This is a genomic window from Klenkia sp. AC732, assembly GCF_979256525.1.
Map to the genome: position 1 here is coordinate 69812 of NZ_CEEDOS010000008.1, position 22595 is coordinate 92406.

23 protein-coding genes are annotated in these 22595 nt (G+C 74.3%); 21 read left to right on the forward strand and 2 right to left on the reverse strand.

The window, feature by feature from the left end; translation table 11 throughout:
• The first annotated feature begins 28 nt into the window (after positions 1-28).
• The 7 genes from aroC to nusB are packed head-to-tail and all read left to right on the forward strand — an operon-like array spanning position 29 to position 5337.
• Entirely contained in the window at positions 29-1210 is a 1182-nt protein-coding gene (gene aroC / locus AC0IVP_RS05530; protein WP_471755139.1) for a chorismate synthase, read from the forward strand.
• Positions 1207-1758, forward strand: a complete 552-nt coding sequence (locus AC0IVP_RS05535; protein WP_471755141.1) for a shikimate kinase — start codon at positions 1207-1209, stop codon at positions 1756-1758. The genes aroC and AC0IVP_RS05535 overlap by 4 nt, the downstream gene beginning before the upstream one ends.
• Positions 1755-2831 (forward strand): 3-dehydroquinate synthase, encoded by a 1077-nt coding sequence (gene aroB, locus AC0IVP_RS05540; RefSeq protein WP_471755143.1) that lies wholly within the window; start codon positions 1755-1757, stop codon positions 2829-2831. The genes AC0IVP_RS05535 and aroB overlap by 4 nt, the downstream gene beginning before the upstream one ends.
• The gene (gene aroQ / locus AC0IVP_RS05545; protein WP_056299591.1) at positions 2828-3262 is read left to right on the forward strand and encodes a type II 3-dehydroquinate dehydratase; all 435 of its coding nucleotides are present in this window, start codon (positions 2828-2830) and stop codon (positions 3260-3262) included. Before aroB ends, aroQ begins: the two co-directional genes overlap by 4 nt.
• Complete coding sequence (locus tag AC0IVP_RS05550; protein ID WP_471755145.1) at positions 3259-4353, forward strand: M24 family metallopeptidase; 1095 nt, start codon at positions 3259-3261, stop codon at positions 4351-4353. Before aroQ ends, AC0IVP_RS05550 begins: the two co-directional genes overlap by 4 nt.
• Entirely contained in the window at positions 4354-4914 is a 561-nt protein-coding gene (gene efp, locus AC0IVP_RS05555) for an elongation factor P (protein WP_056299594.1), read from the forward strand. It abuts the gene before it with no gap.
• 15 nt (positions 4915-4929) lie between these two features.
• Positions 4930-5337 carry a transcription antitermination factor NusB gene (gene nusB, locus AC0IVP_RS05560; RefSeq protein ID WP_056299596.1) on the forward strand — a complete coding sequence of 136 codons (408 nt, stop codon included), beginning with the start codon at positions 4930-4932 and terminating at the stop codon, positions 5335-5337.
• Positions 5338-5392: 55 nt separating this feature from the next.
• Here nusB and bldD read toward each other — a convergent pair whose 3' ends face one another.
• The gene (gene bldD / locus AC0IVP_RS05565) at positions 5393-5935 is read right to left on the reverse strand and encodes a transcriptional regulator BldD (protein ID WP_056299599.1); all 543 of its coding nucleotides are present in this window, start codon (positions 5933-5935) and stop codon (positions 5393-5395) included.
• 202 nt (positions 5936-6137) lie between these two features.
• Between bldD and pyrR the strand changes: the two genes are divergently transcribed.
• Genes pyrR through pyrF form a run of 8 tightly spaced genes read left to right on the forward strand, consistent with a single transcriptional unit; the run spans position 6138 to position 16220 of the window.
• Complete coding sequence (gene pyrR / locus AC0IVP_RS05570; protein WP_471755147.1) at positions 6138-6773, forward strand: bifunctional pyr operon transcriptional regulator/uracil phosphoribosyltransferase PyrR; 636 nt, start codon at positions 6138-6140, stop codon at positions 6771-6773.
• Positions 6766-7683, forward strand: coding sequence for an aspartate carbamoyltransferase catalytic subunit (locus tag AC0IVP_RS05575; RefSeq protein ID WP_056299605.1), 918 nt, complete (start codon positions 6766-6768; stop codon positions 7681-7683). Before pyrR ends, AC0IVP_RS05575 begins: the two co-directional genes overlap by 8 nt.
• Entirely contained in the window at positions 7680-8966 is a 1287-nt protein-coding gene (locus AC0IVP_RS05580; RefSeq protein ID WP_471755149.1) for a dihydroorotase, read from the forward strand. The genes AC0IVP_RS05575 and AC0IVP_RS05580 overlap by 4 nt, the downstream gene beginning before the upstream one ends.
• The gene (carA, locus tag AC0IVP_RS05585; protein ID WP_056299613.1) at positions 8963-10078 is read left to right on the forward strand and encodes a glutamine-hydrolyzing carbamoyl-phosphate synthase small subunit; all 1116 of its coding nucleotides are present in this window, start codon (positions 8963-8965) and stop codon (positions 10076-10078) included. Before AC0IVP_RS05580 ends, carA begins: the two co-directional genes overlap by 4 nt.
• A complete protein-coding gene (carB, locus tag AC0IVP_RS05590) occupies positions 10065-13394 on the forward strand; it encodes a carbamoyl-phosphate synthase large subunit (protein ID WP_056299616.1) in 3330 nt (1109 codons plus the stop codon). Before carA ends, carB begins: the two co-directional genes overlap by 14 nt.
• Complete coding sequence (locus AC0IVP_RS05595) at positions 13391-14401, forward strand: dihydroorotate dehydrogenase electron transfer subunit (protein WP_235564944.1); 1011 nt, start codon at positions 13391-13393, stop codon at positions 14399-14401. Before carB ends, AC0IVP_RS05595 begins: the two co-directional genes overlap by 4 nt.
• Entirely contained in the window at positions 14398-15381 is a 984-nt protein-coding gene (locus tag AC0IVP_RS05600; RefSeq protein WP_235564945.1) for a dihydroorotate dehydrogenase, read from the forward strand. Before AC0IVP_RS05595 ends, AC0IVP_RS05600 begins: the two co-directional genes overlap by 4 nt.
• Positions 15378-16220 (forward strand): orotidine-5'-phosphate decarboxylase, encoded by an 843-nt coding sequence (gene pyrF, locus AC0IVP_RS05605; protein WP_471755151.1) that lies wholly within the window; start codon positions 15378-15380, stop codon positions 16218-16220. The genes AC0IVP_RS05600 and pyrF overlap by 4 nt, the downstream gene beginning before the upstream one ends.
• Positions 16221-16229: 9 nt before the next feature.
• On the opposite strand, the gene AC0IVP_RS05610 is transcribed toward pyrF, so the two are convergent.
• Positions 16230-16379 carry a hypothetical protein gene (locus AC0IVP_RS05610; RefSeq protein ID WP_471755153.1) on the reverse strand — a complete coding sequence of 50 codons (150 nt, stop codon included), beginning with the start codon at positions 16377-16379 and terminating at the stop codon, positions 16230-16232.
• A gap of 187 nt (positions 16380-16566) precedes the next feature.
• Here AC0IVP_RS05610 and mihF point away from each other — a divergent pair, with 187 nt between their 5' ends.
• From mihF to AC0IVP_RS05640, 6 genes are all read left to right on the forward strand, one after another.
• A complete protein-coding gene (gene mihF / locus AC0IVP_RS05615) occupies positions 16567-16896 on the forward strand; it encodes an integration host factor, actinobacterial type (protein WP_056299620.1) in 330 nt (109 codons plus the stop codon).
• A gap of 41 nt (positions 16897-16937) precedes the next feature.
• Positions 16938-17507, forward strand: a complete 570-nt coding sequence (gmk, locus tag AC0IVP_RS05620; protein WP_056299623.1) for a guanylate kinase — start codon at positions 16938-16940, stop codon at positions 17505-17507.
• A gap of 153 nt (positions 17508-17660) precedes the next feature.
• Positions 17661-17924 carry a DNA-directed RNA polymerase subunit omega gene (gene rpoZ / locus AC0IVP_RS05625; RefSeq protein ID WP_014741310.1) on the forward strand — a complete coding sequence of 88 codons (264 nt, stop codon included), beginning with the start codon at positions 17661-17663 and terminating at the stop codon, positions 17922-17924.
• A 134-nt stretch (positions 17925-18058) separates the two neighbouring features.
• Complete coding sequence (gene coaBC, locus AC0IVP_RS05630; RefSeq protein ID WP_471755155.1) at positions 18059-19273, forward strand: bifunctional phosphopantothenoylcysteine decarboxylase/phosphopantothenate--cysteine ligase CoaBC; 1215 nt, start codon at positions 18059-18061, stop codon at positions 19271-19273.
• Between the two features lie 106 nt (positions 19274-19379).
• A complete protein-coding gene (gene metK / locus AC0IVP_RS05635; protein ID WP_056299629.1) occupies positions 19380-20594 on the forward strand; it encodes a methionine adenosyltransferase in 1215 nt (404 codons plus the stop codon).
• Between the two features lie 41 nt (positions 20595-20635).
• The gene (locus AC0IVP_RS05640) at positions 20636-22588 is read left to right on the forward strand and encodes a primosomal protein N' (protein ID WP_471755157.1); all 1953 of its coding nucleotides are present in this window, start codon (positions 20636-20638) and stop codon (positions 22586-22588) included.
• Positions 22589-22595: the final 7 nt, after the last annotated feature.

Here is a 22595-nt window from a genome sequence, read left to right on the forward strand (position 1 = left end):
GTCGTACCCGGCTGGCACACTCACCCCCATGTTGCGCTGGCTGACCGCCGGTGAGTCGCACGGTCCTCAGCTCACCGCCATCCTCGAGGGACTCCCGGCCGGGGTGGAGATCACCTCCGCCGACCTGGACCACCAGCTCGCCCGCCGCCGACTGGGCCACGGCCGCGGCGCGCGCATGAGCTTCGAGACCGATGAGGTCTCGCTCACCGGGGGCGTCCGGCACGGGCGCACCCAGGGCGGCCCGATCGCCGTCCAGGTGGGCAACGTCGAGTGGCCCAAGTGGCAGACGGTCATGTCGGCCGACCCGGTGGACGCCGAGGTGCTGGCCGGTCAGGCCCGCAACGCCCCGCTCACCCGGCCCCGGCCGGGGCACGCCGACCTGGCCGGCATGCAGAAGTACGGCTTCGACGACGCCCGCCCCGTCCTGGAGCGGGCCAGCGCCCGGGAGACCGCGGCGCGGGTCGCCCTGGGCACCGTGGCGCGCGCGTTCCTGCAGCAGGTCCTCGACGTCCGCGTGGTCAGCCACGTGGTCGGCATCGGTGCGGTGTCGGTGCCCGACGGCGTGCTGCCCGGTCCCGACGACAACGACGCCCTGGACGCCGACCCGGTTCGCTGCGCGCACCCGGCGACCTCGGCGGAGATGACCGCCGAGATCGACGACGTCCGGAAGAACGGGGACACCGTCGGCGGCGTCATCGAGGTCGTCGTGCACGGCCTGCCGCCGGGCCTGGGCAGCCACGTGCACTGGGACCGCCGGCTGGACTCCCGGCTGGCCGGCGCCCTGATGGGCGTCCAGTCGGTCAAGGCCGTCGAGGTCGGGGACGGCCTGGAGACCGCGCGCCGCCGCGGCTCGGTCGCCCACGACGAGATCGAGGTGACCGGCGCCGGCGAGGTCCGCCGTCGCACCGACCGCGCCGGGGGCATCGAGGGCGGGATGACCAACGGCGAGGTGCTGCGGGTCCGGGCCGCCATGAAGCCGATCAGCACGGTGCCGCGCGCCCTGGACACCGTGGACACCGCCACCGGTGAGGCCGCGGTGGCGATCAACCAGCGCAGCGACGCCTGCGCGGTGCCCCGCGGCTCGGTCGTGATGGAGGCGATGGTCGCCCTGGTGCTGGCCGACGCGGTGCTGGAGAAGTTCGGTGGGGACTCGGTGCCCGAGACCCGCCGCAACGTGGCCGGCTACCTCGACGGGCTGGCCTGGCGGTGACGGCCCCCGAGGGGGCGGTCGCCCTGGTGGTCCTCGTCGGCCCGCCCGCCTCGGGCAAGACCACCGTCGGGACGGCGCTGGCCGCCGAGTTGGGGACGTCCTTCCGGGACACCGACCACGACGTGGAGGCCGAGGCCGGCACGTCGGTCGCCGACCTGTTCGTCACCGAGGGCGAGGCACACTTCCGGGCCCTGGAGGAGCGCGCCGTCGCCCGCGCGCTCGCCGAGCACAGCGGGGTCCTGGCCCTCGGCGGGGGTGCCGTCACCAGCGCGCACACCCGCGCTCTGCTGGTCGCCCACGGCGCGGCCGGGGGCACCGTCGTGTGGCTCGACGTCGACCTCGCCTCGGCCGCCAAGCGGGTCGGCCTCTCCCGGGACCGGCCGATCCTCGGGGTCAACCCGCGGCAGATGCTGCGGCAGATGCTGGAGACCCGGGCGCCGCTCTACGGCGAGGTGTCCACGCTGCACCTGCAGACCGGCAGCCGCCCGGTCCGCGACGTGCTGGCCGACGTGCTGGCCGTGCTGCCGGCCGTGGGCAGCCCCCGGTGACCGGCCTCCAGCGGGTCACCGTCGCCGGGGACGCGCCCTACGACGTGGTCATCGGCGCCGGGGCGGTCCGTGAGCTGCCGCTGCTCACCGGCACCGTGCTCGCCGGCGCCACCCGGGCGGCCGTGGTGCACACCGCGTCGCTGGCCGCACTCGCCGGTGCCGTGGTCGAGGTGCTGCAGACCGCCGGGCTCGCCGCGGAGGCGCTCGTCGTCCCCGACGGGGAGCAGGCCAAGACCGCCGAGGTCGCCGCCGGGCTCTGGGGCGAGCTGGGCCGCCTCGGGCTGACCCGCAGCGACGTCGTCGTCGGCGTCGGTGGGGGAGCGGTCACCGACCTGGCCGGGTTCGTCGCGGCCACCTGGCTGCGCGGTGTGCGCGTCGTACAGGTGCCGACCAGCCTGCTGGGCATGGTCGATGCCGCGGTGGGCGGCAAGACCGGCATCAACACCGCCGCCGGCAAGAACCTGGTCGGTGCCTTCCACCCCCCGGTCGCCGTGCTCGTGGACACCGACTCCCTCGCCGGCCTGCCCGACGCGGAGTTCCGCTCCGGGCTGGCGGAGGTGGTCAAGTGCGGGTTCATCGCCGACGGCGCCGTGCTGGAGCTGCTCGGGGCCGATCCCACGGGCCGGGCCGCGACCACCGAGCTGATCACCCGGGCCGTGCAGGTCAAGGCCGACGCGGTCGGCGAGGACCTCTACGACACCGGCCGCCGGGAGTTCCTCAACTACGGCCACACCCTGGCCCACGCGATCGAGAAGACCGAGGACTTCGGCTGGCGGCACGGTGAGGCCGTCGCCGTCGGTCTGGTCTTCGCCGCCGAGCTGGGCGTCGCGGCCGGTCGGCTGTCCCGGGCCGAGGCCGACCGGCACCGCGAGCTGGTGGCCGCGATGGGTCTGCCCACCACGTACGCCGGGGACTTCGACCAGCTGCGCGGGGTCATGGCGATCGACAAGAAGTCCCGGGGCGCGAGCCTGCGGTTCGTCGTCCTCGACGGGCAGGGCCGCCCCGGCATCCTCACCGACCCCGACGAGGCCTGGCTGCGTGCGGCCTGGGCAGCAGTGGAGGAGTCCGCATGAGCATCGTCGTCCTCAACGGCGCGAACCTGGGCCGCCTGGGCAGCCGCGAGCCCGAGAAGTACGGCACCACCACCCACGCCGACCTGGTCGCCCGGATCGAGGCGGTGGCCGCCGAGCTGGGTCAGGACGTCACCGTCCGGCAGACCGACAGCGAGGCCGAGCTGCTGGGCTGGGTGCACGAGGCCGCCGACGCCGGCACCGCCGTGGTGGTCAACGCCGCCGGCTGGACGCACACCTCGGTGGTGCTGCGTGACGCCCTCGCCCAGGTGGACGCCCCCGTCGTCGAGGTGCACATCACCAACGTGCACGCCCGGGAGTCCTTCCGGCACCACTCCTACGTCTCCGCGGTCGCCGACGGCGTCGTCGCCGGGCTCGGCGTCTTCGGCTACGAGGCGGCGCTGCGCTACCTGGCCGACCGGGGTGTCCGGTGACGGCCGCGCGCATGGACCACGCCGGTCGGCGGGACCGCCTCCGGGCCGCCGCGGGTGAGCAGGGACTGGACGCCGTGCTGGTCACCAACCTGCTCAACGTGCGCTACCTGACCGGGTTCACCGGCTCGAACGGCGCGCTGCTCGTCCGCACCGGGGGCGCCGACCTCTTCGGCACCGACGGCCGGTACACCACCCAGGCCGGCACCCAGGTGCCCGACGTCGAGCTGCTGGTCGACCGCAGCACCGTCGGCGCGCTGACCGCCGCGGCCGCCGGGGTGGGCCGGTTGGGCTTCGAGTCCCACGACGTCACCGTGGACGGGCTGCGTGCGCTGGAGAGGGTGCTCGAGGGCAGCGCCACCGAGCTGGTCGGCGTCCGCCGGGCCGTCGAGGTGCTGCGCGCGATCAAGGACGACGACGAGGTGGACGCACTGCGCCGGGCCTGCACCGTCGCCGACCAGGCGCTGGCCGAGCTCGCCGCCGAGGGTGCCCTGCGCCCGGGGCGCACGGAGCTCGCCGTCGGGCGGGAGCTCGACGCCCGGATGCTGTCGCTGGGTGCGGAGTCCCCGAGCTTCGAGACGATCGTGGCCACCGGTGCGAACTCGGCGATCCCGCACCACCGTCCCGACACCACCGAGCTGCGCGACGGCGACTTCCTCAAGCTGGACTTCGGCGCCACCGTCGACGGCTACCACTCCGACATGACCCGGACCCTGGTCCTGGGCCACGCCGCGGACTGGCAGCGCGAGGTGTACGCCCTGGTGCAGGCCTCCCAGGCCGCCGGGCGGGACGCGCTCGCGGTCGGTGCCGAGGTCACCGCGATCGACGCGGCGTCCCGCGACGTCATCGTCGCCGCCGGCCACGGGGAGCACTTCACGCACGGCCTCGGGCACGGCGTCGGCCTGGAGATCCACGAGGCTCCGGGCATCTCGGCCCTCGGCGCAGGTAGGCTGGCCGCCGGCATGGCCGTCACCGTGGAACCGGGGGTCTACCTCCCCGGCCACGGCGGTGTCCGGATCGAGGACACCCTGGTCGTCACGACCGACGAGCCCGAGTTGTTGACCCTCACGAGCAAGGAACTGCTGGTCCTCTAGATGGCTACCACCAACGACCTCAAGAACGGCATCGTCCTCAAGCTGGACGGTCAGCTGTGGACCGTGACCGACTTCCAGCACGTGAAGCCGGGCAAGGGCGGCGCCTTCGTGCGCACCACGCTGAAGAACGTCCTGTCCGGGAAGGTCGTCGACCGCACGTTCAACGCCGGCCTGAAGGTCGAGACGGCGACCGTCGACAAGCGGACGATGACCTACCTGTACCAGGACGGCGCCGACTACGTCTTCATGGACGGCGACACCTTCGAGCAGATCCCGGTCTCCGCGGCCACCCTGGGCAGCGCCTCGGACTACCTGCTGGAGAACACCGAGGCCATGGTCGCCGTGCACGAGGGCGTCCCGCTGTTCGTCGAGCTGCCGGTGACCATGGAGCTCGTGGTGCAGCACACCGACCCGGGCCTGCAGGGTGACCGCTCCACCGGTGGCACCAAGCCCGCCACCCTGGAGACCGGCGCCGAGATCCAGGTCCCGCTGTTCGTCACCACCGGCGAGAAGCTCAAGGTCGACACCCGCGACGGCCGGTACCTCGGCCGCGTCAGCTGATCGCGGCGACCTGACGTGGCTGCCCGTTCCAAGGCGCGCAAGCGCGCCGTCGACGTCCTCTACGAGGCCGACCTGCGCGGTGGCGACGTCCTCCCGCTGCTGCGCGAGCGGGTGGCCGACGCCAACCCGCCGGTGCCCGACCACGCCGTCAGGCTGGTGGAGGGCGCTGTCGAGCACGGCGCCGACATCGACCGGCTGATCGGTGAGCACGCCTCGGGCTGGACGCTGGACCGGCTGCCCGACGTCGACCGGGCCATCCTGCGGATGGCGGTCTTCGAGCTGCTGTGGGTGCCCGACGTCCCCGACGCCGTCGTCATCGACGAGGCGGTGGAGCTGGCCAAGGCGCTGTCCACCGACGACTCGGCGGCCTACGTCAACGGCGTCCTGGGCGGCATCGTCCGCGCGGAGATCCCGACCTCCTGAGCACGCACGAAGGGCCCCTCCCGCACCGGGAGGGGCCCTTCGTCGTGCGGGTGGCTCAGCGGGGGGAGCGGCGGCGCTCCCAGTCGAGCTCCTCGTCCTCCTCGGACGTCGCGTAGCCGGTGCCGTCAGCGCCGGGGGAGAGCACGCCCCACTCGATGAGCCGGGTGGTCAGCTCGTCGGGGCTCATGTCGTAGATGATCGCCAGCGACTTGAGGTCCTCGGCGCGGATCGACAGCACCTTGCCGTTGTAGTCGTGGCGCTGCGCCTGGATCGTCGAGGCGTACCGGGCCAGCGGGCCGGCCTCGTCGGCGGGCAGCGAGCCGAGCGACTCCAGGTTGAGCACGATCTTGGTGGTCTTGGTGACCGCGGAGCTGGGGCGCGGGTCGGGCAGCAGCTCGGAGACCGGCACGCCGTAGAACACCGCGAGCTCCGACAGGCGCTGCACGGTCACCGCACGGTCCCCGCGCTCGTAGGAACCGACGACGACGGCCTTCCAGCGGCCGTGCGACTTGTCCTCGACACCCTGCAGCGAGAGACCCTGCTGGTTCCGGATCGCCCGGAGGCGAGCGCCCAGCGCCCGCGAGTAGTCGGTGCTCATCAAGTCCTGCTCACTGTGTGTCGTCGGATGCGGCTCCTGCTGGTCACTGAGAGTACTCGCTGCAGGTGGTGCGCAACACCGGACGTCACCCGAGAGGGTCAGCCGGACGGCGCAGGTCACACCTGGGGGTGCGCTAGCGTGCTCCCCGGACCCACGCACTCTCCTTTAACGACCCGTCCCGTGAGGCGGGGAAGGAGGCCTGATGGCCCCGCCATCGACCTTGCCCACCGGCGTGCCCGCAGAGGGCCCCGAGACCACCAGCTCCACCCCGGCCGCCACCGCGGGGGGTGTGCAGCAGCTGCTCTCCGCCGACGACGTCACCCGCGTGGTGGACCGGATCGCCCACCAGCTCATCGAGCGGGCGGCCAGCTCCACCTCCTCCGGGGACGGCCTGTCCGACCTGGTGCTGGTCGGCATCCCGACCCGGGGTGCCCCGCTGGCCCGGCGGCTCGCCGCCCGGATCGAGGCGTTCACCGGCACCGCCGTCGACGTGGGCACCGTGGACATCACGCTCTACCGCGACGACCTGCGCACCCGCGGCGTCCGCGCGCTGGAGGACACCCGGCTGCCCGACGCCGGCATCGACGGCCGGCTCGTCGTGCTCGTCGACGACGTGCTGTTCTCCGGGCGCTCGGTGCGCGCCGCCCTGGACGGCCTGCGTGACGTCGGCCGCCCGCGCGCCGTCCAGCTGGCGGTGCTGGTCGACCGCGGGCACCGCGAGCTGCCGATCAAGGCCGACTTCGTCGGCAAGAACGTGCCGACGTCGCGCACCCAGCAGGTCCGGGTGCGGCTGGCCGAGGTCGACGGCGAGGACGGGGTGAGCGTCACCGATGCGTAGGCACCTGCTCGAGTCCGCCGACCTGGACCGCGCCGACGCCACCCTGGTCCTGGACACCGCCGCCCAGATCGAGTCCGCGCTGGCCGGCCGCGAGGTCAAGAAGCTGCCCACCCTGCGCGGGCGCACGGTGGTCAACCTGTTCTTCGAGGACTCCACCCGGACCCGGATCAGCTTCGAGCTGGCCGCCAAGCGGCTCAGCGCCGACGTCATCAACTTCTCCGCCAAGGGGTCCAGCGTCTCCAAGGGGGAGAGCCTCAAGGACACCGCACTGACCCTGGAGGCGATGGGCGCCGACGGCATCGTCGTGCGGCACGGGTCCTCCGGGGCTCCGCACCGGCTGGCCACCTGGGTGGCCGGCAGCGTGGTCAACGCCGGCGACGGCACCCACGAGCACCCCACCCAGGCCCTGCTGGACGCCTACACGATCCGGCAGCGCCTGGGCCGGCTCGAGGGCGTCCGGGTGGTCATCACCGGGGACGTCCTGCACAGCCGGGTGGCCCGCTCCAACGTCTGGCTGCTGCACACCCTGGGCGCCGAGGTCACCCTGGTGGCCCCGCCGACCCTGCTGCCCGTCGGCGTCGGCTCCTGGCCCGTGACGGTCAGCTACGACCTGGACGCCGTCCTGCCCCAGGCCGACGTGGTGATGATGCTGCGCGTGCAGGGCGAGCGGATGAACGCCTCGTTCTTCCCCTCCGCCCGGGAGTACAGCCGCCGCTACGGCCTGGACGCCACCCGGATGGCCAAGCTCGCCGACGACGCGATCGTCATGCACCCCGGCCCGATGAACCGCGGCATGGAGATCGCCGCGGACGTCGCGGACTCACCCCGCTCGACGATCGTCGAGCAGGTCGGCAACGGCGTCAGCGTGCGCATGGCCGTCCTCTACCTGCTGCTCGGAGGCCCCGCGTGACCCTCTTGATCAAGGGCGCCCAGCCCTACGGCGAGGACGCCGTCGACATCCTGGTGCGCGACGGGGTGATCGCCGCGATCGGCGAGGACCTGTCGGTCAGCACCGGTCGGACGATCGACGCCACCGGCCTCGTGGCCCTGCCGGGGCTGGTCGACCTGCACACCCACCTGCGCGAGCCCGGCCGGGAGGACACCGAGACCGTCCTCACCGGCTCCCGGGCCGCGGCACTGGGCGGCTACACCGCCGTCCACGCGATGGCCAACACCGACCCGGTCGCCGACACCGCGGGCGTCGTCGAGCAGGTGTGGCGGCTGGGCGGGGACGCCGGCCTGGTCGACGTCGTCCCGGTGGGCGCGGTGACCGTCGGGCTGGGCGGGACCCAGCTGGCCGAGCTCGGCGCGATGGCCGACAGCGCTGCCCGGGTGCGGGTGTTCTCCGACGACGGCAAGTGCGTCTCGGACCCGGCGTTGATGCGCCGGGCCCTGGAGTACGTCAAGGCGCTGGACGGCGTGGTCGCCCAGCACGCCGAGGAGCCCCGGCTCACCGTCGGCGCCCAGATGCACGAGGGCGACCGCTCGGCCCGGCTGGGCCTGACCGGCTGGCCCGCCGTCGCCGAGGAGGCGATCATCGCCCGCGACGTGCTGCTCGCCGAGCACGTGGGTGCCCGGCTGCACGTCTGCCACGTCTCGACGGCGGGGTCGGTGGAACTGATCCGCTGGGCCAAGTCCCGCGGCGTCGAGGTCACCGCCGAGGTCACCCCGCACCACCTGCTGCTCACCGACGCCCAGGCCGAGGGCTACGACGCGACGTTCAAGGTGAACCCGCCGCTGCGCACCGCCGAGGACGTCGCGGCGCTGCGGGCCGGGCTGGCCGACGGCACCGTCGACGCCGTCGCCACCGACCACGCCCCGCACGCCGGTGAGGACAAGGAGTGCGAGTGGTCCGCGGCCCGGCCCGGGATGCTGGGGCTGGAGCAGGCGCTGAGCGTCGTCGTCGACACGATGGTGGACACCGGGCTGCTGACCTGGCGCGAGGTGGCCGACCGGATGTCGGTGCGGCCCGCGCGGATCGGCCGCCTCGCCCACCAGGGCCGGCCGATCGCGGTCGGCGAGCCGGCGAACCTGGTGCTCCTGGACCCCGCCGCCCGCGCGGTGGTCGACCCGGCCGCCCTGGCCAGCAAGAGCCGCAACAGCCCCTACGCCGGCCGGGAGCTCCCCGGCCGCGTGGTGCACACGCTGTTGCGCGGAGAACTGTCGGTCCTCGATGGGAAGGTCCAGAAGTGACAGAGGCGCTGCTCGTGCTCGAGGACGGCCGCGCGTTCCGCGGTGAGTCCTACGGGGCGACCGGGACGACGGTCGGTGAGGCGGTGTTCTCCACCGGGATGACCGGGTACCAGGAGACGCTGACCGACCCCAGCTACCACCGCCAGGTGGTGGTGATGACCGCCCCGCACATCGGCAACACCGGCGTGAACGGCGAGGACGACGAGTCCCGCCGCATCTGGGTCGCGGGCTTCGTGGTCCGCGACCCCGCCCGCTCGCCGTCGAACTGGCGCTCCAGCGGGACGCTGGACGACGAGCTGGCGGCCAACGGCGTCGTGGGGATCAGCGGGGTGGACACCCGGGCGCTGACCCGGCACCTGCGTGACCGCGGCGCCATGCGCGTGGGCATCTCCACCGAGGTCCTCGACGTCGACGAGCTGCTGACCCAGGTGCTCGCGGCGCCGTCGATGAGCGGGGCCGACCTGGCTCCGGAGGTCACCACCGAGGCGGCCTACGTCGTGGCCGCGGTGGGGGAGCGGAAGTACACGATCGCCGCCCTGGACCTGGGCATCAAGGCGGCCACCCCGCGGCACCTGGCCGAGCTCGGCGTGGAGACCCACGTGCTGCCGGCCACGGCCACCGCGCAGGAGCTGCTGGACGCCGGTCCCGACGGGGTTTTCCTGTCCAACGGCCCCGGCGACCCGGCCGCCTCGGACTACGCCGTCGACGCCGTCCGGGGCGTGCTGGACGCGGGCCGCCCGCTGTTCGGCATCTGCTTCGGCAACCAGATCCTGGGCCGGGCGCTGGGCCTGGGCACCTACAAGCTGCCCTTCGGTCACCGCGGGCTGAACCAGCCGGTGCTCGACCGGGTCACCGACTCGGTGCGCGTGACCAGCCAGAACCACGGCTTCGCCGTCGACGCCCCGCTCGACCGGGCCACCGACACCCCCTACGGGCGGGTCGAGGTCAGCCACGTCGGGCTCAACGACCAGGTGGTCGAGGGCCTGCGGTGCCTCGACGTGCCGGCGTTCAGCGTCCAGTTCCACCCCGAGGCCGCGGCCGGTCCGCACGACGCGGCCCCGCTCTTCCAGCGCTTCGTGGACCTGATGGAGGACAACCGTGCCCAAGCGTGACGACATCGCGCACGTGATGGTGATCGGCTCCGGGCCGATCGTCATCGGCCAGGCCTGCGAGTTCGACTACTCGGGCACCCAGGCCTGCCGGGTGCTCAAGGCCGAGGGCCTGCGGGTCAGCCTGGTCAACAGCAACCCGGCCACGATCATGACCGACCCCGAGGTCGCCGACGCCACCTACGTCGAGCCGCTGACCCCGGAGTTCGTGGAGAAGGTGATCGCCGCCGAGCGCCCCGACGCGCTGCTGGCGACCCTGGGCGGGCAGACCGCGCTGAACCTGGGGCTGGCGCTGCAGGAGAACGGGGTGCTGGAGAAGTACGGCGTCCGGTTGATCGGCGCCGACGCGGAGGCGATCAACCGCGGGGAGGACCGCCAGCTGTTCAAGGACATCGTCCGCAGCATCGGCGCCGACGCCCCGCGGTCGACCGTCTGCGGCACCGTCGAGGAGGCCCTGGCGACGGCGGCCGAGGTCGGTTACCCGGTCGTCATCCGGCCCAGCTTCACCATGGGCGGGCTGGGCTCGGGCTTCGCCACCGACGAGGCGATGCTGCGCCGGATGGCCGGGCACGGCCTGGCCGACTCCCCGGTCCACACCGTCCTGATCGAGGAGTCGGTGCTGGGCTGGAAGGAGTACGAGCTCGAGCTGATGCGCGACCACACCGACAACGTGGTCGTCGTCTGCTCGATCGAGAACATCGACGCGATGGGCGTGCACACCGGGGACTCGGTGACCGTCGCCCCGGCGATGACGCTCACCGACCGCGAGTACCAGCACATGCGCGACGTCGGCATCGCCGTGCTGCGCGAGGTGGGGGTGGACACCGGCGGCTGCAACATCCAGTTCGCGGTGAACCCGGAGAACGGCCGCCTGGTCGTCATCGAGATGAACCCACGGGTCTCGCGGTCCAGCGCCCTGGCCTCCAAGGCCACCGGCTTCCCGATCGCCAAGATCGCCGCGAAGCTGGCCATCGGGTACACCCTCGACGAGATCACCAACGACATCACGAAGGTGACCCCGGCGGCCTTCGAGCCGACGCTGGACTACGTCGTGGTGAAGATCCCGCGGTTCGCCTTCGAGAAGTTCCCCGGTGCGGACCCCCGGCTGACCACGACGATGAAGAGCGTCGGCGAGGTCATGAGCATGGGCCGCAACTTCACCGAGGCCCTGGGCAAGGCGATGCGGTCCACCGAGACCCCGCAGGTCGGCTTCTGGACCGGCCCCGCCCAGCCCGAGGCCACCGCCGAGGAGCTGGTCGAGCAGCTGCGCACCCCGCTGGACGGCCGGCTCTACGTCGCCGAGCGCGCCCTGGCCGCCGGCGCCACCGTCGCCCAGGTGGCCGAGGCCTCCGGCTTCGACCCGTGGTTCGTCGACCAGGTGCTGCTGGTGCACGAGATCGGCACCGCTGTGCGGGAGGCGCCCTCGCTCACCCCGGAGCTGCTGCGCCGGGCCAAGCGGCACGGCCTGTCCGACCGGCAGATCGCCTCGCTGCGCCCCGAGCTGGCCGGTGAGGACGGCGTCCGGACGCTGCGCTGGCGGCTGGGGATCCGGCCGGTCTACAAGACCGTGGACACCTGTGCCGCCGAGTTCGAGGCCACCACGCCCTACCACTACTCGACCTACGACGAGGAGACCGAGGTGGCGCCCCGGGAGAAGCCGGCGGTGCTGATCCTCGGCTCGGGACCCAACCGGATCGGGCAGGGCATCGAGTTCGACTACTCCTGCGTGCACGCCGTGCTGGCCCTGCAGGACGCCGGCTACGAGGCGGTGATGGTCAACTGCAACCCCGAGACCGTCTCCACCGACTACGACACCGCCGACCGGCTGTACTTCGAGCCGCTGACCTTCGAGGACGTGCTCGAGGTCGTCGAGGCCGAGCGGGCCGCGGGCCCGGTCGCCGGGGTCATCTGCACGCTGGGCGGGCAGACCCCGCTGGCGCTGGCGCAGCGGCTCAAGGACGCCGGCGTCCCGGTGCTCGGGACCGCCCCGGAGGCCATCGACGCCGCCGAGGACCGGGCCGAGTTCTCCCGGGTGCTGGCCGACACCGGCCTGCCCGCGCCCAAGCACGGCACCGCGTTCCGCTTCGACGAGGCCCGGGAGATCGCCGCCTCGATCGGCTACCCGGTGCTGGTCCGGCCCTCCTACGTGCTGGGCGGGCGCGGCATGGAGATCGTCTACGAGGACGCCACGCTGGAGGCCTACCTCGCCAAGGCGACCGACGTCAGCCCGGACCACCCGGTGCTGATCGACCGGTTCCTCGAGGACGCCGTGGAGATCGACGTCGACGCGCTCTACGACGGCACCGACCTGTACCTGGGTGGGGTCATGGAGCACATCGAGGAGGCCGGCATCCACTCCGGTGACTCGGCGTGCGCACTGCCCCCGATCACCCTGGGGTCCACCGACCTGCGGGCGATCCGCGCGGCGACGGAGAAGCTGGCCGCCCGGATCGGCGTGCGCGGGCTGATGAACGTGCAGTACGCGCTCAAGGACGACGTCCTCTACGTGCTGGAGGCCAACCCGCGGGCCAGCCGGACGGTGCCCTTCGTGTCCAAGGCGACGGCCGTGCCGCTGGCCAAGGCGGCGGCCCGGATCGCGGTCGGGCAGACCATCGCCGAGCTGCGGGCCGCCGGCGTGCTGCCGGCCGTCGGGGACGGCACCGACGTGCCCGACGACGCCCCGATCGCGGTCAAGGAGGCGGTGCTGCCCTTCAACCGGTTCCGCACCGCCGACGGCATGGGCGTGGACACGGTGCTCTCCCCGGAGATGAAGTCCACCGGTGAGGTGATGGGACTGGACGCCGAGTTCGGCACCGCCTTCGCCAAGTCCCAGGCCGCCGCCTACGGCTCGCTGCCCACCGAGGGCACCGTGTTCGTGTCGCTGGCCAACCGGGACAAGCGCTCGGCCGTCTTCCCGGTCAAGCGGCTGGCCGACCTGGGCTTCACCGTGCTGGCCACCGCCGGCACGGCCCAGGTGCTGCGCCGCAACGGGGTCGACTGCACGGTGGTCGGCAAGTTCTCCGACGGTCCGGGGAACATCGTCGAGGAGATCCTGGCCGGCCGGGTCGACATGGTGGTCAACACCCCGTTCGGCGCCCCCGGCAACTCGGGGCCCCGGCTGGACGGCTACGAGATCCGCACCGCCGCGGTGACCGCCGGCATCCCGTGCATCACCACCGTGCAGGGCATGGCGGCCGCGGTGCAGGGCGTCGAGGCGCTGCGCCGCGGGGAGATCGGGGTGCGGAGCCTGCAGGACCTGCACGCCGCCCTCGCCGCGTCGCGCGCGGCCGCCCTGACGGGCGCGGGGGAGACCCGGTGACCGAGGACGGGACACCGGGGGGCGCGCTGCCGGAGGGGGCCCTGACCCAGGAGGTGCCGACCTCCACCGGGGAGCGGCTGCTCCCGCCGGTCCCCGGTGCGACGCGCGAGCTGCTCGGCGAGCCCGCCCCGCCGCCGCTGCACCCGCCGGTGCAGGGCATGGCCGTCGTGGTCGGCTCGCGGCCGGTCAGCGCCTACGTGGAGCTGACCCTGGAGGCGCCCGACATCGCCGACACCGCGCAGCCGGGTCAGTTCGTCGCCTTCGCCGTCGGCGGCCCGACGTCGGCCATGCTGCTGCGCCGCTCCATCGCCATCGCCGGTGTGGGCGAGGGCCGATTCTCCGTCGTCGTCTCGGCCCGGGCCGCGGGGTCCACGTGGCTGGCGTCCCTGCGGCCGGGCGAGGAGGTCGACGTCGTCGGCCCGCTCGGCCGGCCGTTCCCGCTGCCCCCCGAGGGCACCCCGGCGCTGCTGGTCGGCGGCGGGTACGGCGCGGCCGCCCTGGTCGGCCTGGGTGGGCTGCTGCGCTCCCGGGGGCACGAGGTGGCTGCGGTCGTCGGCGCCGGCGACGAGGCGCGGTTGTGCTCCGTCGACGACCTGGCCGCCGTGGCGGCGCCGTTCGTGGTCACCACCGACGACGGCAGCAGCGGTCGCCGGGGCCGGGTCACCGGCCCGGTCGCCGAGCTGGTCGCCGGTGCCGGGGTCGTCTACGCCTGCGGGCCGATGCCGATGCTGCGCGCGGTCGCCGACCTCGCCACCGCCCGCCGGGTGCCCTCCTGGGTGGCCGTGGAGGAGTCGATGGCCTGCGGCATCGGCGTCTGCATGACCTGCGTGCTGCCGGTGGTGTCCGCCGACGGCCGGACCCGGTTCTCCCGGTCCTGCGTGGAGGGCCCGGTGTTCGCCGGGGACCGGGTGCGCTTCGACGACGTCGGCACCCTGCCGGCCGACGTCGTGGGCGCGGACGCGATGGGGCCGGCGCACACGCCGGCCGTGGAGGGGGAGACACCGTGACCGCGTTGCCCGAGCTCGACGTGCCCAGCGTGGACATGCAGGCCTCCATCGGCGGGGTGCCGGTGGTGAGCCCGGTGCTCACCGCCTCGGGCTGCTCGTCCTTCGGCCGCGAGCTGGACCCGTTCTTCGACCTGGAGGGCATCGGCGCCGTCGTCACCAAGTCGGTGCAGCTGCGGCCCCGCTCGGGCCGGGCGACGCCGCGGATGGCCGAGACGCCCAGCGGGATGATCAACTCGATCGGACTGCAGGGCCCCGGCATCGACGGGCTGCTGGCCGACGAGCTGCCCTGGCTGGCGCAGCGCGGCGCGAAGGCCTTCGTGTCCATCGCCGGGTCGCGCACCGAGGACTTCGCCGAGCTCGCGCAGCGGCTGCGCGGGGCGCCCGGCGTGCTGGGCATCGAGGTCAACATCTCCTGCCCGAACGTGGAGAGCCGTGGCGAGGTCTTCGCCTGCAACCCCGATGCCTCCGCCGAGGTGCTGGCCGCGGTCCGGGCGGTCGCCGACCCGGCGCACCCGGTGTACGCCAAGCTCACCCCCGACGTCACCGACATCGTCTCGGTGGCGCGAGCCTGCTCGGACGCTGGCGCCAACGGGCTGTCCATGATCAACACGCTGCTGGGCCTGGTCATCGACACCGACACGATGCGCCCGGTGCTGGGCGGGGTCACCGGGGGTCTGTCGGGCCCGGCGATCCGGCCGGTGGCGCTGCGGTGCGTGTGGCAGGTGCACCAGGCGCTGCCCAACGTGCCCATCCTGGGCATGGGCGGCATCCGCACCGGCCTGGACGCGCTGCAGTTCGTGCTGGCCGGTGCGGGTGCCGTGTCGGTGGGCACCGCGGTGTTCAACGACCCCTCCGCACCGGCCCGGATCCACGCGGAGCTGGCCGAGGCGCTGGGGGAGCGCGGCTTCGGCCGGCTCGCCGACGCCATCGGCTACGCCCACCGTCGTCCCGAGGAGAGCCCCGGGCGGCACGGCCGGTGACCAGGACCGTGACGCCGCCCTTCGGCGCCCGGCTGGCCACCGCGGCCGCCGCCCGCGGGCCGCTGTGCGTGGGCATCGACCCGCACCGCGAGCTGCTGCTGTCCTGGGGCCTCACCGACGACGTCGCCGGCCTGAGCGCGTTCACCGACACCGTGGTGACCGCGCTCGCCGACCGGGTGGCCGTGCTCAAGCCGCAGTCGGCGTTCTACGAGCGGCACGGGTCCCGGGGCCTCGCCGTCCTGGAGGCGGCCGTGGTGGCGGCCCGGGCAGCCGGCGCGCTGGTCCTGCTCGACGCCAAGCGCGGTGACATCGGCTCCACCATGGCCGGGTACGCGACCGTGCTGGACCCGGCCCACCCGCTGCACGTCGACGCGCTCACGGTCAGTCCCTACCTGGGGCCGGACTCGCTGCGCCCGGCCGTGGACGCGGCCCGGGAGCACGGCGGGGGCCTGTACGTGCTGGCGCGGACGTCGAACCCGGACGCCGGGACGTTCCAGCACGCCCTGGTCGGGGACCGCAGCGTCGCCCAAGCCGTGGTGGACACCGTGGGTGGGTGGAACGGGGACGCCGGTCGTGCGTTCGGGCCCGGCCTGGGCGCCTTCGGCGTCGTCGTGGGGGCGACGCTGGGCGAGCTGGACGTCGACCTGAGCGCCCTGGGGGGCTCGGTGCTGGCCCCGGGGCTGGGTGCCCAGGGCGGTACCCCGGCGGATCTGGTCCGGCTCTTCGGTGCCGGTCAGGCCGTCGTCCCGACGGTGTCCCGGGACGTGCTGGGTGCCGGTCCCGACGTCGCCGGGCTGCGTGCCGCGGCGGCCCGCTGGGCGGACGCGCTCGCCGGCTGACCGGCGCGGTCACGAGCGGGCGCGCACCATCGGCCCGATCCGGCACGGTCCGTTCTGTTCCGCTTCGATGCCGGGTCGGTTGCGCCGCCCATCCAGCGGACCGGTCGACTGACACGATCTCGACGTGCGGGTATGACCCAGGGTGATCATGATGGTCACGAGGCGTTCCTGAGCCCAGCACACGACCTGGTGTGGGTCGACCCCGGGGGGCACGTGACCTGCGGGTTCACGGTGACTAGGTTGGCCGCCAGGCTCGAGCAAGCGGGCCACCGCCCCTCTGATCGACCTCCACACACCGAACCAGCCGACGGGGACCCCGTCGGCCACACCACGATTGGGTTGCCCCGTGCCCCTCCCCACACTGACCCCCGAACAGCGCGCAGCCGCCCTCGAGAAGGCCGCCGCCGCCCGCAAGGTCCGCGCCGAGCTCCGCGAGAAGCTCAAGAGCAAGGGCACCTCGGTCGGTGACGTCCTCAAGCAGGGCGAGTCCGACGAGATCATCGGCAAGATGCGCGTCTCCGCGGTCCTGGAGTCCCTGCCCGGCGTGGGCAAGGCGCGGGCTGCGAAGATCATGGAGCGACTGGAGATCTCCCCGACCCGCCGAGTGCGCGGTCTGGGTGCCAACCAGCGCAAGGCCCTGGAAGCCGAGTTCGCCGGCGACCAGCCCGCCGCCTGACACCCCCCCCCGTTCCCCACGCCCGAGGACGCCTGAGACACGTGGCTCGACCACCCGCACGTCTGACCGTGCTGTCCGGGCCCTCGGGCGTGGGGAAGGGCACCCTGGTGGCCGAGGTCCGGCGCCGGCACCCCGAGGTGTGGGTGTCGGTCTCGGTCACCACCCGGGCACCCCGGCCCGGTGAGGTCGAGGGCGAGCACTACCTGTTCGTCGACGCCGAGTCCTTCGACTGGCTGGTCGCCAACGACGGTCTGCTCGAGTGGGCCGAGTACGCCGGCAACCGCTACGGCACCCCCCGCGCCCCCGTCGAGGAGCAGCTGGCCTCCGGCAGCCCCGCGTTGCTGGAGATCGAGATGCAGGGCGCCCGGCAGGTCCGGCAGGCCGCCCCCGACGCGCAGCTGGTCTTCCTGGCCCCGCCGTCGTTCGAGGAGCTGGCCGCCAGGCTCGCCGGCCGTGGCTCCGAGCCCCTCGAGGTCCGTGAGCGCCGGTTGGCGATCGCCGCGACCGAGATGGAGGCCGTCGGCGACTACGACGTCGTCGTGGTCAACGACGACCTCGCCCGGGCCGCCGACGAGCTCGTGGCACTGCTCACCACACCCCCCGCCGTCTGACCCCCGGGTCGTCGACGGCACGGGCGGCGTCACGGACGCGGCCGGGACGCGGTAGTCTTGGCGGCTGCGGCCCTCCCGGCCCGACCGCGGCAGTCCGTCGCCGTCGCCCCGAGCCCCCCGCGCACACCGTCCTACCGAGGAGCACCCACGCCCGTGTCCGGAGTCGCACCTGCCCCCGAGGGCATCACCAACCCCCCGATCGACGAGCTGCTCGAGCGCACCAGCAGCAAGTACGGCCTGGTCATCTACGCGGCCAAGCGGGCCCGTCAGATCAACGCCTACTACAGCCAGCTCTCCGAGGGCCTGCTGGAGTACGTCGGCCCGCTGGTCGACACCGCGCCCCAGGAGAAGCCGCTCTCGATCGCGCTCCGCGAGATCAACGAGGGCCTGCTGACCCACACGGCCGGCGAGAACTAGGCCGACCCCGTCCCACCCCACGACACGCAGCGCGCGCCGCGGGACCCCGGGACGAGCCTGCTCCATCCCCCGGGATGGTGATCGAACCCCCGACCGACGTCGGGGGTTCTGTCGTTGGTGGAGAGGATGAGCGCATGAGCCGGATCGTGCTGGGCGTCGGGGGCGGCGTGGCCGCCTACAAGTCGGCGCTGCTGCTGCGGGCGCTGACCGAGCGCGGGCACGACGTGCGGGTGGTGCCGACGGCGTCGGCGCTCCGGTTCGTCGGCGCGGCGACGTTCGAGGCACTGAGCGGCAACCCGGTCAGCACCGAGGTCTGGGACGACGTCCCCGAGGTCGCGCACGTGCGGATCGGCCAGACCGCCGACCTGGTCGTGGTCAACCCCGCGACGGCCGACCTGCTGGCCCGGGCGGCGTCCGGGCGGGCCGACGACCTGCTCACCGCCACCCTGCTCACCGCGCACTGCCCGGTGGTCTTCGTGCCGGCGATGCACACCGAGATGTGGCTGCACCCGGCCACCCGGGACAACGTGGCCACGCTGCGCCGCCACGGTGCGATCGTGCTCCCCCCGGCCGTGGGGCGGCTGACCGGACCGGACTCCGGTCCCGGCCGGCTGCCCGAGCCCGCCGACGTCGCCGCCCTGCTCCAGGTGGTCCTCGACGGCGGGACGCTGGCCCACGACCTGGCCGGCACCCGGGTCCTGGTCAGCGCCGGCGGCACCCGGGAGCCGCTGGACCCGGTCCGCTACCTGGGCAACCGGTCGTCGGGCCGGCAGGGCTGGGCCCTGGCCCGCGTCGCCGCCGCCCGCGGCGCCGACGTCACGCTGGTCGCCGCCAACGTCGAGGACACCGCCCCCTTCGGCTGCCGGGTGGTCCCGGTCGGGTCCGCCGGGGACCTGCGGTCCGCGATGGCCGAGCACGCGCCGGCCGCCGACGTCGTCGTCATGGCCGCCGCGGTCGCGGACTTCCGCCCGACCGCCGTCGCCGACACGAAGATGAAGAAGGGCAGCGGCAGCGAGCCCACCGCGGTCGCGCTCACCCGCAACCCCGACGTCCTCGCCGAGCTGGTCGCCGCCCGCCCGGAGGGGCAGCTGGTGGTGGGCTTCGCCGCCGAGACCGGGGACGCCGACGACGACGTGCTCGGGCACGCCCGGGCCAAGCTGGCCCGCAAGGGCTGCGACCTGCTGGTGGTCAACGACGTCTCCGCCGGGCAGGTCTTCGGCCGGCCGGACAACGCGGTGACGGTGCTCGCCGCCGACGGGACGGTCACCACCGTCCCCACCGGCCCCAAGGACCTCGTGGCCACCGGCATCTGGGACGCCGTCGTGCCACGGCTGCGCACCCGCCGGTAACCTCATCCGCCGGGCGCCCGGACGAGGAACACCGTCGGTCGCCGCCACCACAGCCTCAGGGAGCGCGCAGCCGCGCCGCCCACCTCACCGCACCAGGGAGTCCCGAGTGTCACGTCGTCTGTTCACGTCCGAGTCGGTCACCGAGGGTCACCCCGACAAGATCGCCGACCAGATCAGCGACTCGATCCTGGACGAGATGCTCCGCCAGGACCCGCGCAGCCGGGTGGCCGTCGAGACCATGATCACGACCGGCCAGGTGCACATCGCCGGTGAGGTCACCACCGCCGGCTACGTCGACATCGCCGCGATCGTCCGCGAGACGATCCTGCGGATCGGCTACGACTCCTCCCGCAAGGGGTTCGACGGCGCCTCCTGCGGCGTGAGCGTGTCCCTGGGCGCGCAGTCCCCGGACATCGCGCAGGGCGTCGACGTCGGCTACGAGACCCGGACCGGGGCCGCCGACCGCGCCCAGGCCGCCGAGGACCTCATCGCCAGCCAGGGCGCCGGCGACCAGGGCCTGATGTTCGGCTACGCCAGCGACGAGACCCCCGAGCTCATGCCGCTGCCGATCGCGCTGGCCCACCGGCTGTCCAAGCGGCTGTCCGCGGTGCGCAAGGACGGCTCGGTGCCCTACCTGCGCCCCGACGGCAAGACCCAGGTCACCGTGGTCTACGAGGACGACCGTCCCGTCGGCGTCGAGACCGTCGTGGTGTCCTCCCAGCACGCCGAGGACATCTCGATCGAGACGCTGCTGACCCCCGACATCGAGGAGCTCGTGGTCCAGCCCGAGCTCGCCGCGCTCGGGCTGCCCACCACCGGGCACCGGCTGCTGGTCAACCCGACCGGCAAGTTCGTCATCGGCGGCCCCATGGGCGACGCCGGTCTGACCGGCCGCAAGATCATCGTCGACACCTACGGCGGCATGGCCCGCCACGGCGGCGGTGCCTTCTCCGGCAAGGACCCGTCGAAGGTGGACCGCTCGGCCGCCTACGCGATGCGCTGGGTCGCCAAGAACGTCGTCGCCGCGGGCCTGGCCCGCCGCTGCGAGGTGCAGGTCGCCTACGCGATCGGCGCCGCCAGCCCGGTCGGCCTCTTCGTGGAGACCTTCGGCACCGGCACCGTCCCGGACGACGTCCTGGAGAAGGCGATCACCACCGTGTTCGACCTGCGCCCCGGCGCGATCGTCCGCGACCTGGACCTGCTCCGGCCGATCTACGCCCCGACCGCGGCCTACGGCCACTTCGGGCGCACCGACCTGGACCTGCCCTGGGAGAAGACCGACCGGGTCGAGGCCCTGAAGTCGGCCACCGGCGTCAGCTGAGCACCCTCCCGTCGACCGACCCGGGTCACCCGCCGTTGCGGGTGGCCCGGGTCGTCGTCGACGTGCCCCTGGCACACCTGGACCGGCCCTTCGACTACGCCGTCCCCGACGAGCTCGCCGAGGGCGTCGTCGCCGGGTGCCGGGTGCGGGTCCGGTTCGCCGGGCAGCTGGTCGACGGCGTCGTGCTCGACGTCGGGTCCACCACCACGTACACCGGCAAGCTCGCGCCGCTGGCCAAGCTGGTCTCGCCCGAGCCGGTGCTCACCCCCGAGGTCGCCGAGCTGGCCCGCTCGGTCGCCGACCGGTACGCCGGGGCGATGACCGACGTGCTCCGGCTGGCCCTGCCGCCTCGGCGCGGCGCCCCGGAGAAGCGCCCGGTCGCCGACCCGCCGCCGGCACCGGAGCCACCGGACCCGGCCGGCTTCTCCCGGTACCCCACCGGCGAGGCCTTCCTGGAGGCACTCGCGCTGGGCCGCCCGGTCCGCGCCGTGTGGACGGCGCTGCCCGGCGAGGACTGGCCGGCCCGTCTGGTCGAGCTGTGCCGGGCCAGCCTGTCCGGCGGCCGCGGGGCGCTGGTCGTGGTCCCCGACGGCAAGGACCTGGACCGGCTCGCCGCTGCCGCGCAGGCGCTGCTGCCCAAGGGGTCGGTCGCCGTGCTGCGGTCGGACTCGACACCGGACACCCGCTACGGCCGGTTCCTCACCGTGTCCCGCGGGACCGCGCAGGTCGCGCTGGGCACCCGCGGCGCCGTGTTCGCCCCGGTCCGCGACCTGGGTCTCGTCGTCGTCTGGGACGACGGCGACGACCTGCACGCCGAGCCCCGCGCGCCGTACCCGCACACCCGCGACGTGCTGGTGCACCGGGCGCACCTGGCCGGCTGCTCCGCCGTCGTCGCCGGGTACGCCCGGACGGCGGAGGCGGCGCTGCTGGTGGAGTCCGGCTGGGCGCACGAGCTGGTCGCCGAGCGGGCCACCCTGCGGGCTGCCGCGCCCCGGGTGCAGGCGTTGGGGGAGGACTCCGAGCTGGCCCGGGACGCCGCCGCCCGCAGCGCCCGGCTGCCGTCGCTGGCCTTCCGGGTGGCCCGGGAGGCGCTGGCCGCCGGCGCCCCGGTGCTGGTCCAGGTGCCCCGGGCCGGGTACGCGCCCGGGCTGGTGTGCGACCGCTGCCGGGCACCCGCGCGCTGCCGGCACTGCGCCGGGCCGCTGGGGGTCGCGGCACGTGCGGGAGCGGCCGGCGCCCGGGTCGCGGCCTGCCGCTGGTGTGCCCGACCGGCCGCCACCTTCGACTGCCCGCACTGCCACGGGACGAAGCTGCGGGCCTCGGTCGTCGGCGCCTCCCGGACGGCGGAGGAGATGGGCCGGGCGTTCGCCGGTGCCACCGTGCGGGTCAGCGGCCGCGGGCAGGTGCTGGCCACCGTCGAGCCGGGGCCGGCGATCGTCGTCGCCACCCCGGGGGCCGAGCCGACCGTCGAGGGCGGGTACGGGGCCGCGCTGCTGCTGGACTCCTGGGCGCTGCTGGGCCGGGCGGACCTGCGCGCGGCGGAGGAGACGATGCGGCGCTGGCTCAACGCCGCGGCGATGGTGCGGTCGGCGTCGGCCGGCGGCCAGGTCGTGGTGACCGCGGACGCCGGGCACCCCGTCGTCCAGGCGCTGGTGCGGTGGGACCCGGCCGGGCTGGCCGGGCGCGAGCTGGCCGACCGGCGCGAGCTGGGGTTCCCGCCGGTGAGCCGGATGGCGTCGCTGTCGGCGTCCCCGGCGGCGCTGGCCGAGTTCCTGGCGGCCCTGCGGCTGCCGGAGGGGGCCGACGTCCTGGGCCCGGTGCCCGAGGCGCCCCGGCCTGGGCAGGAGGGCGAGCGGGAGCGGTTCCTGGTCCGCGCCCGGCGCAGTGACGGCGTGGCCCTGGCCCGGGCGCTGCACGACGTGCAGGGCGTGCGGTCGGCGCGGAAGACCCCCGAGCACGTCCGGGTGCAGCTGGACCCGCTGGACCTGGCCTGAGCTCCCG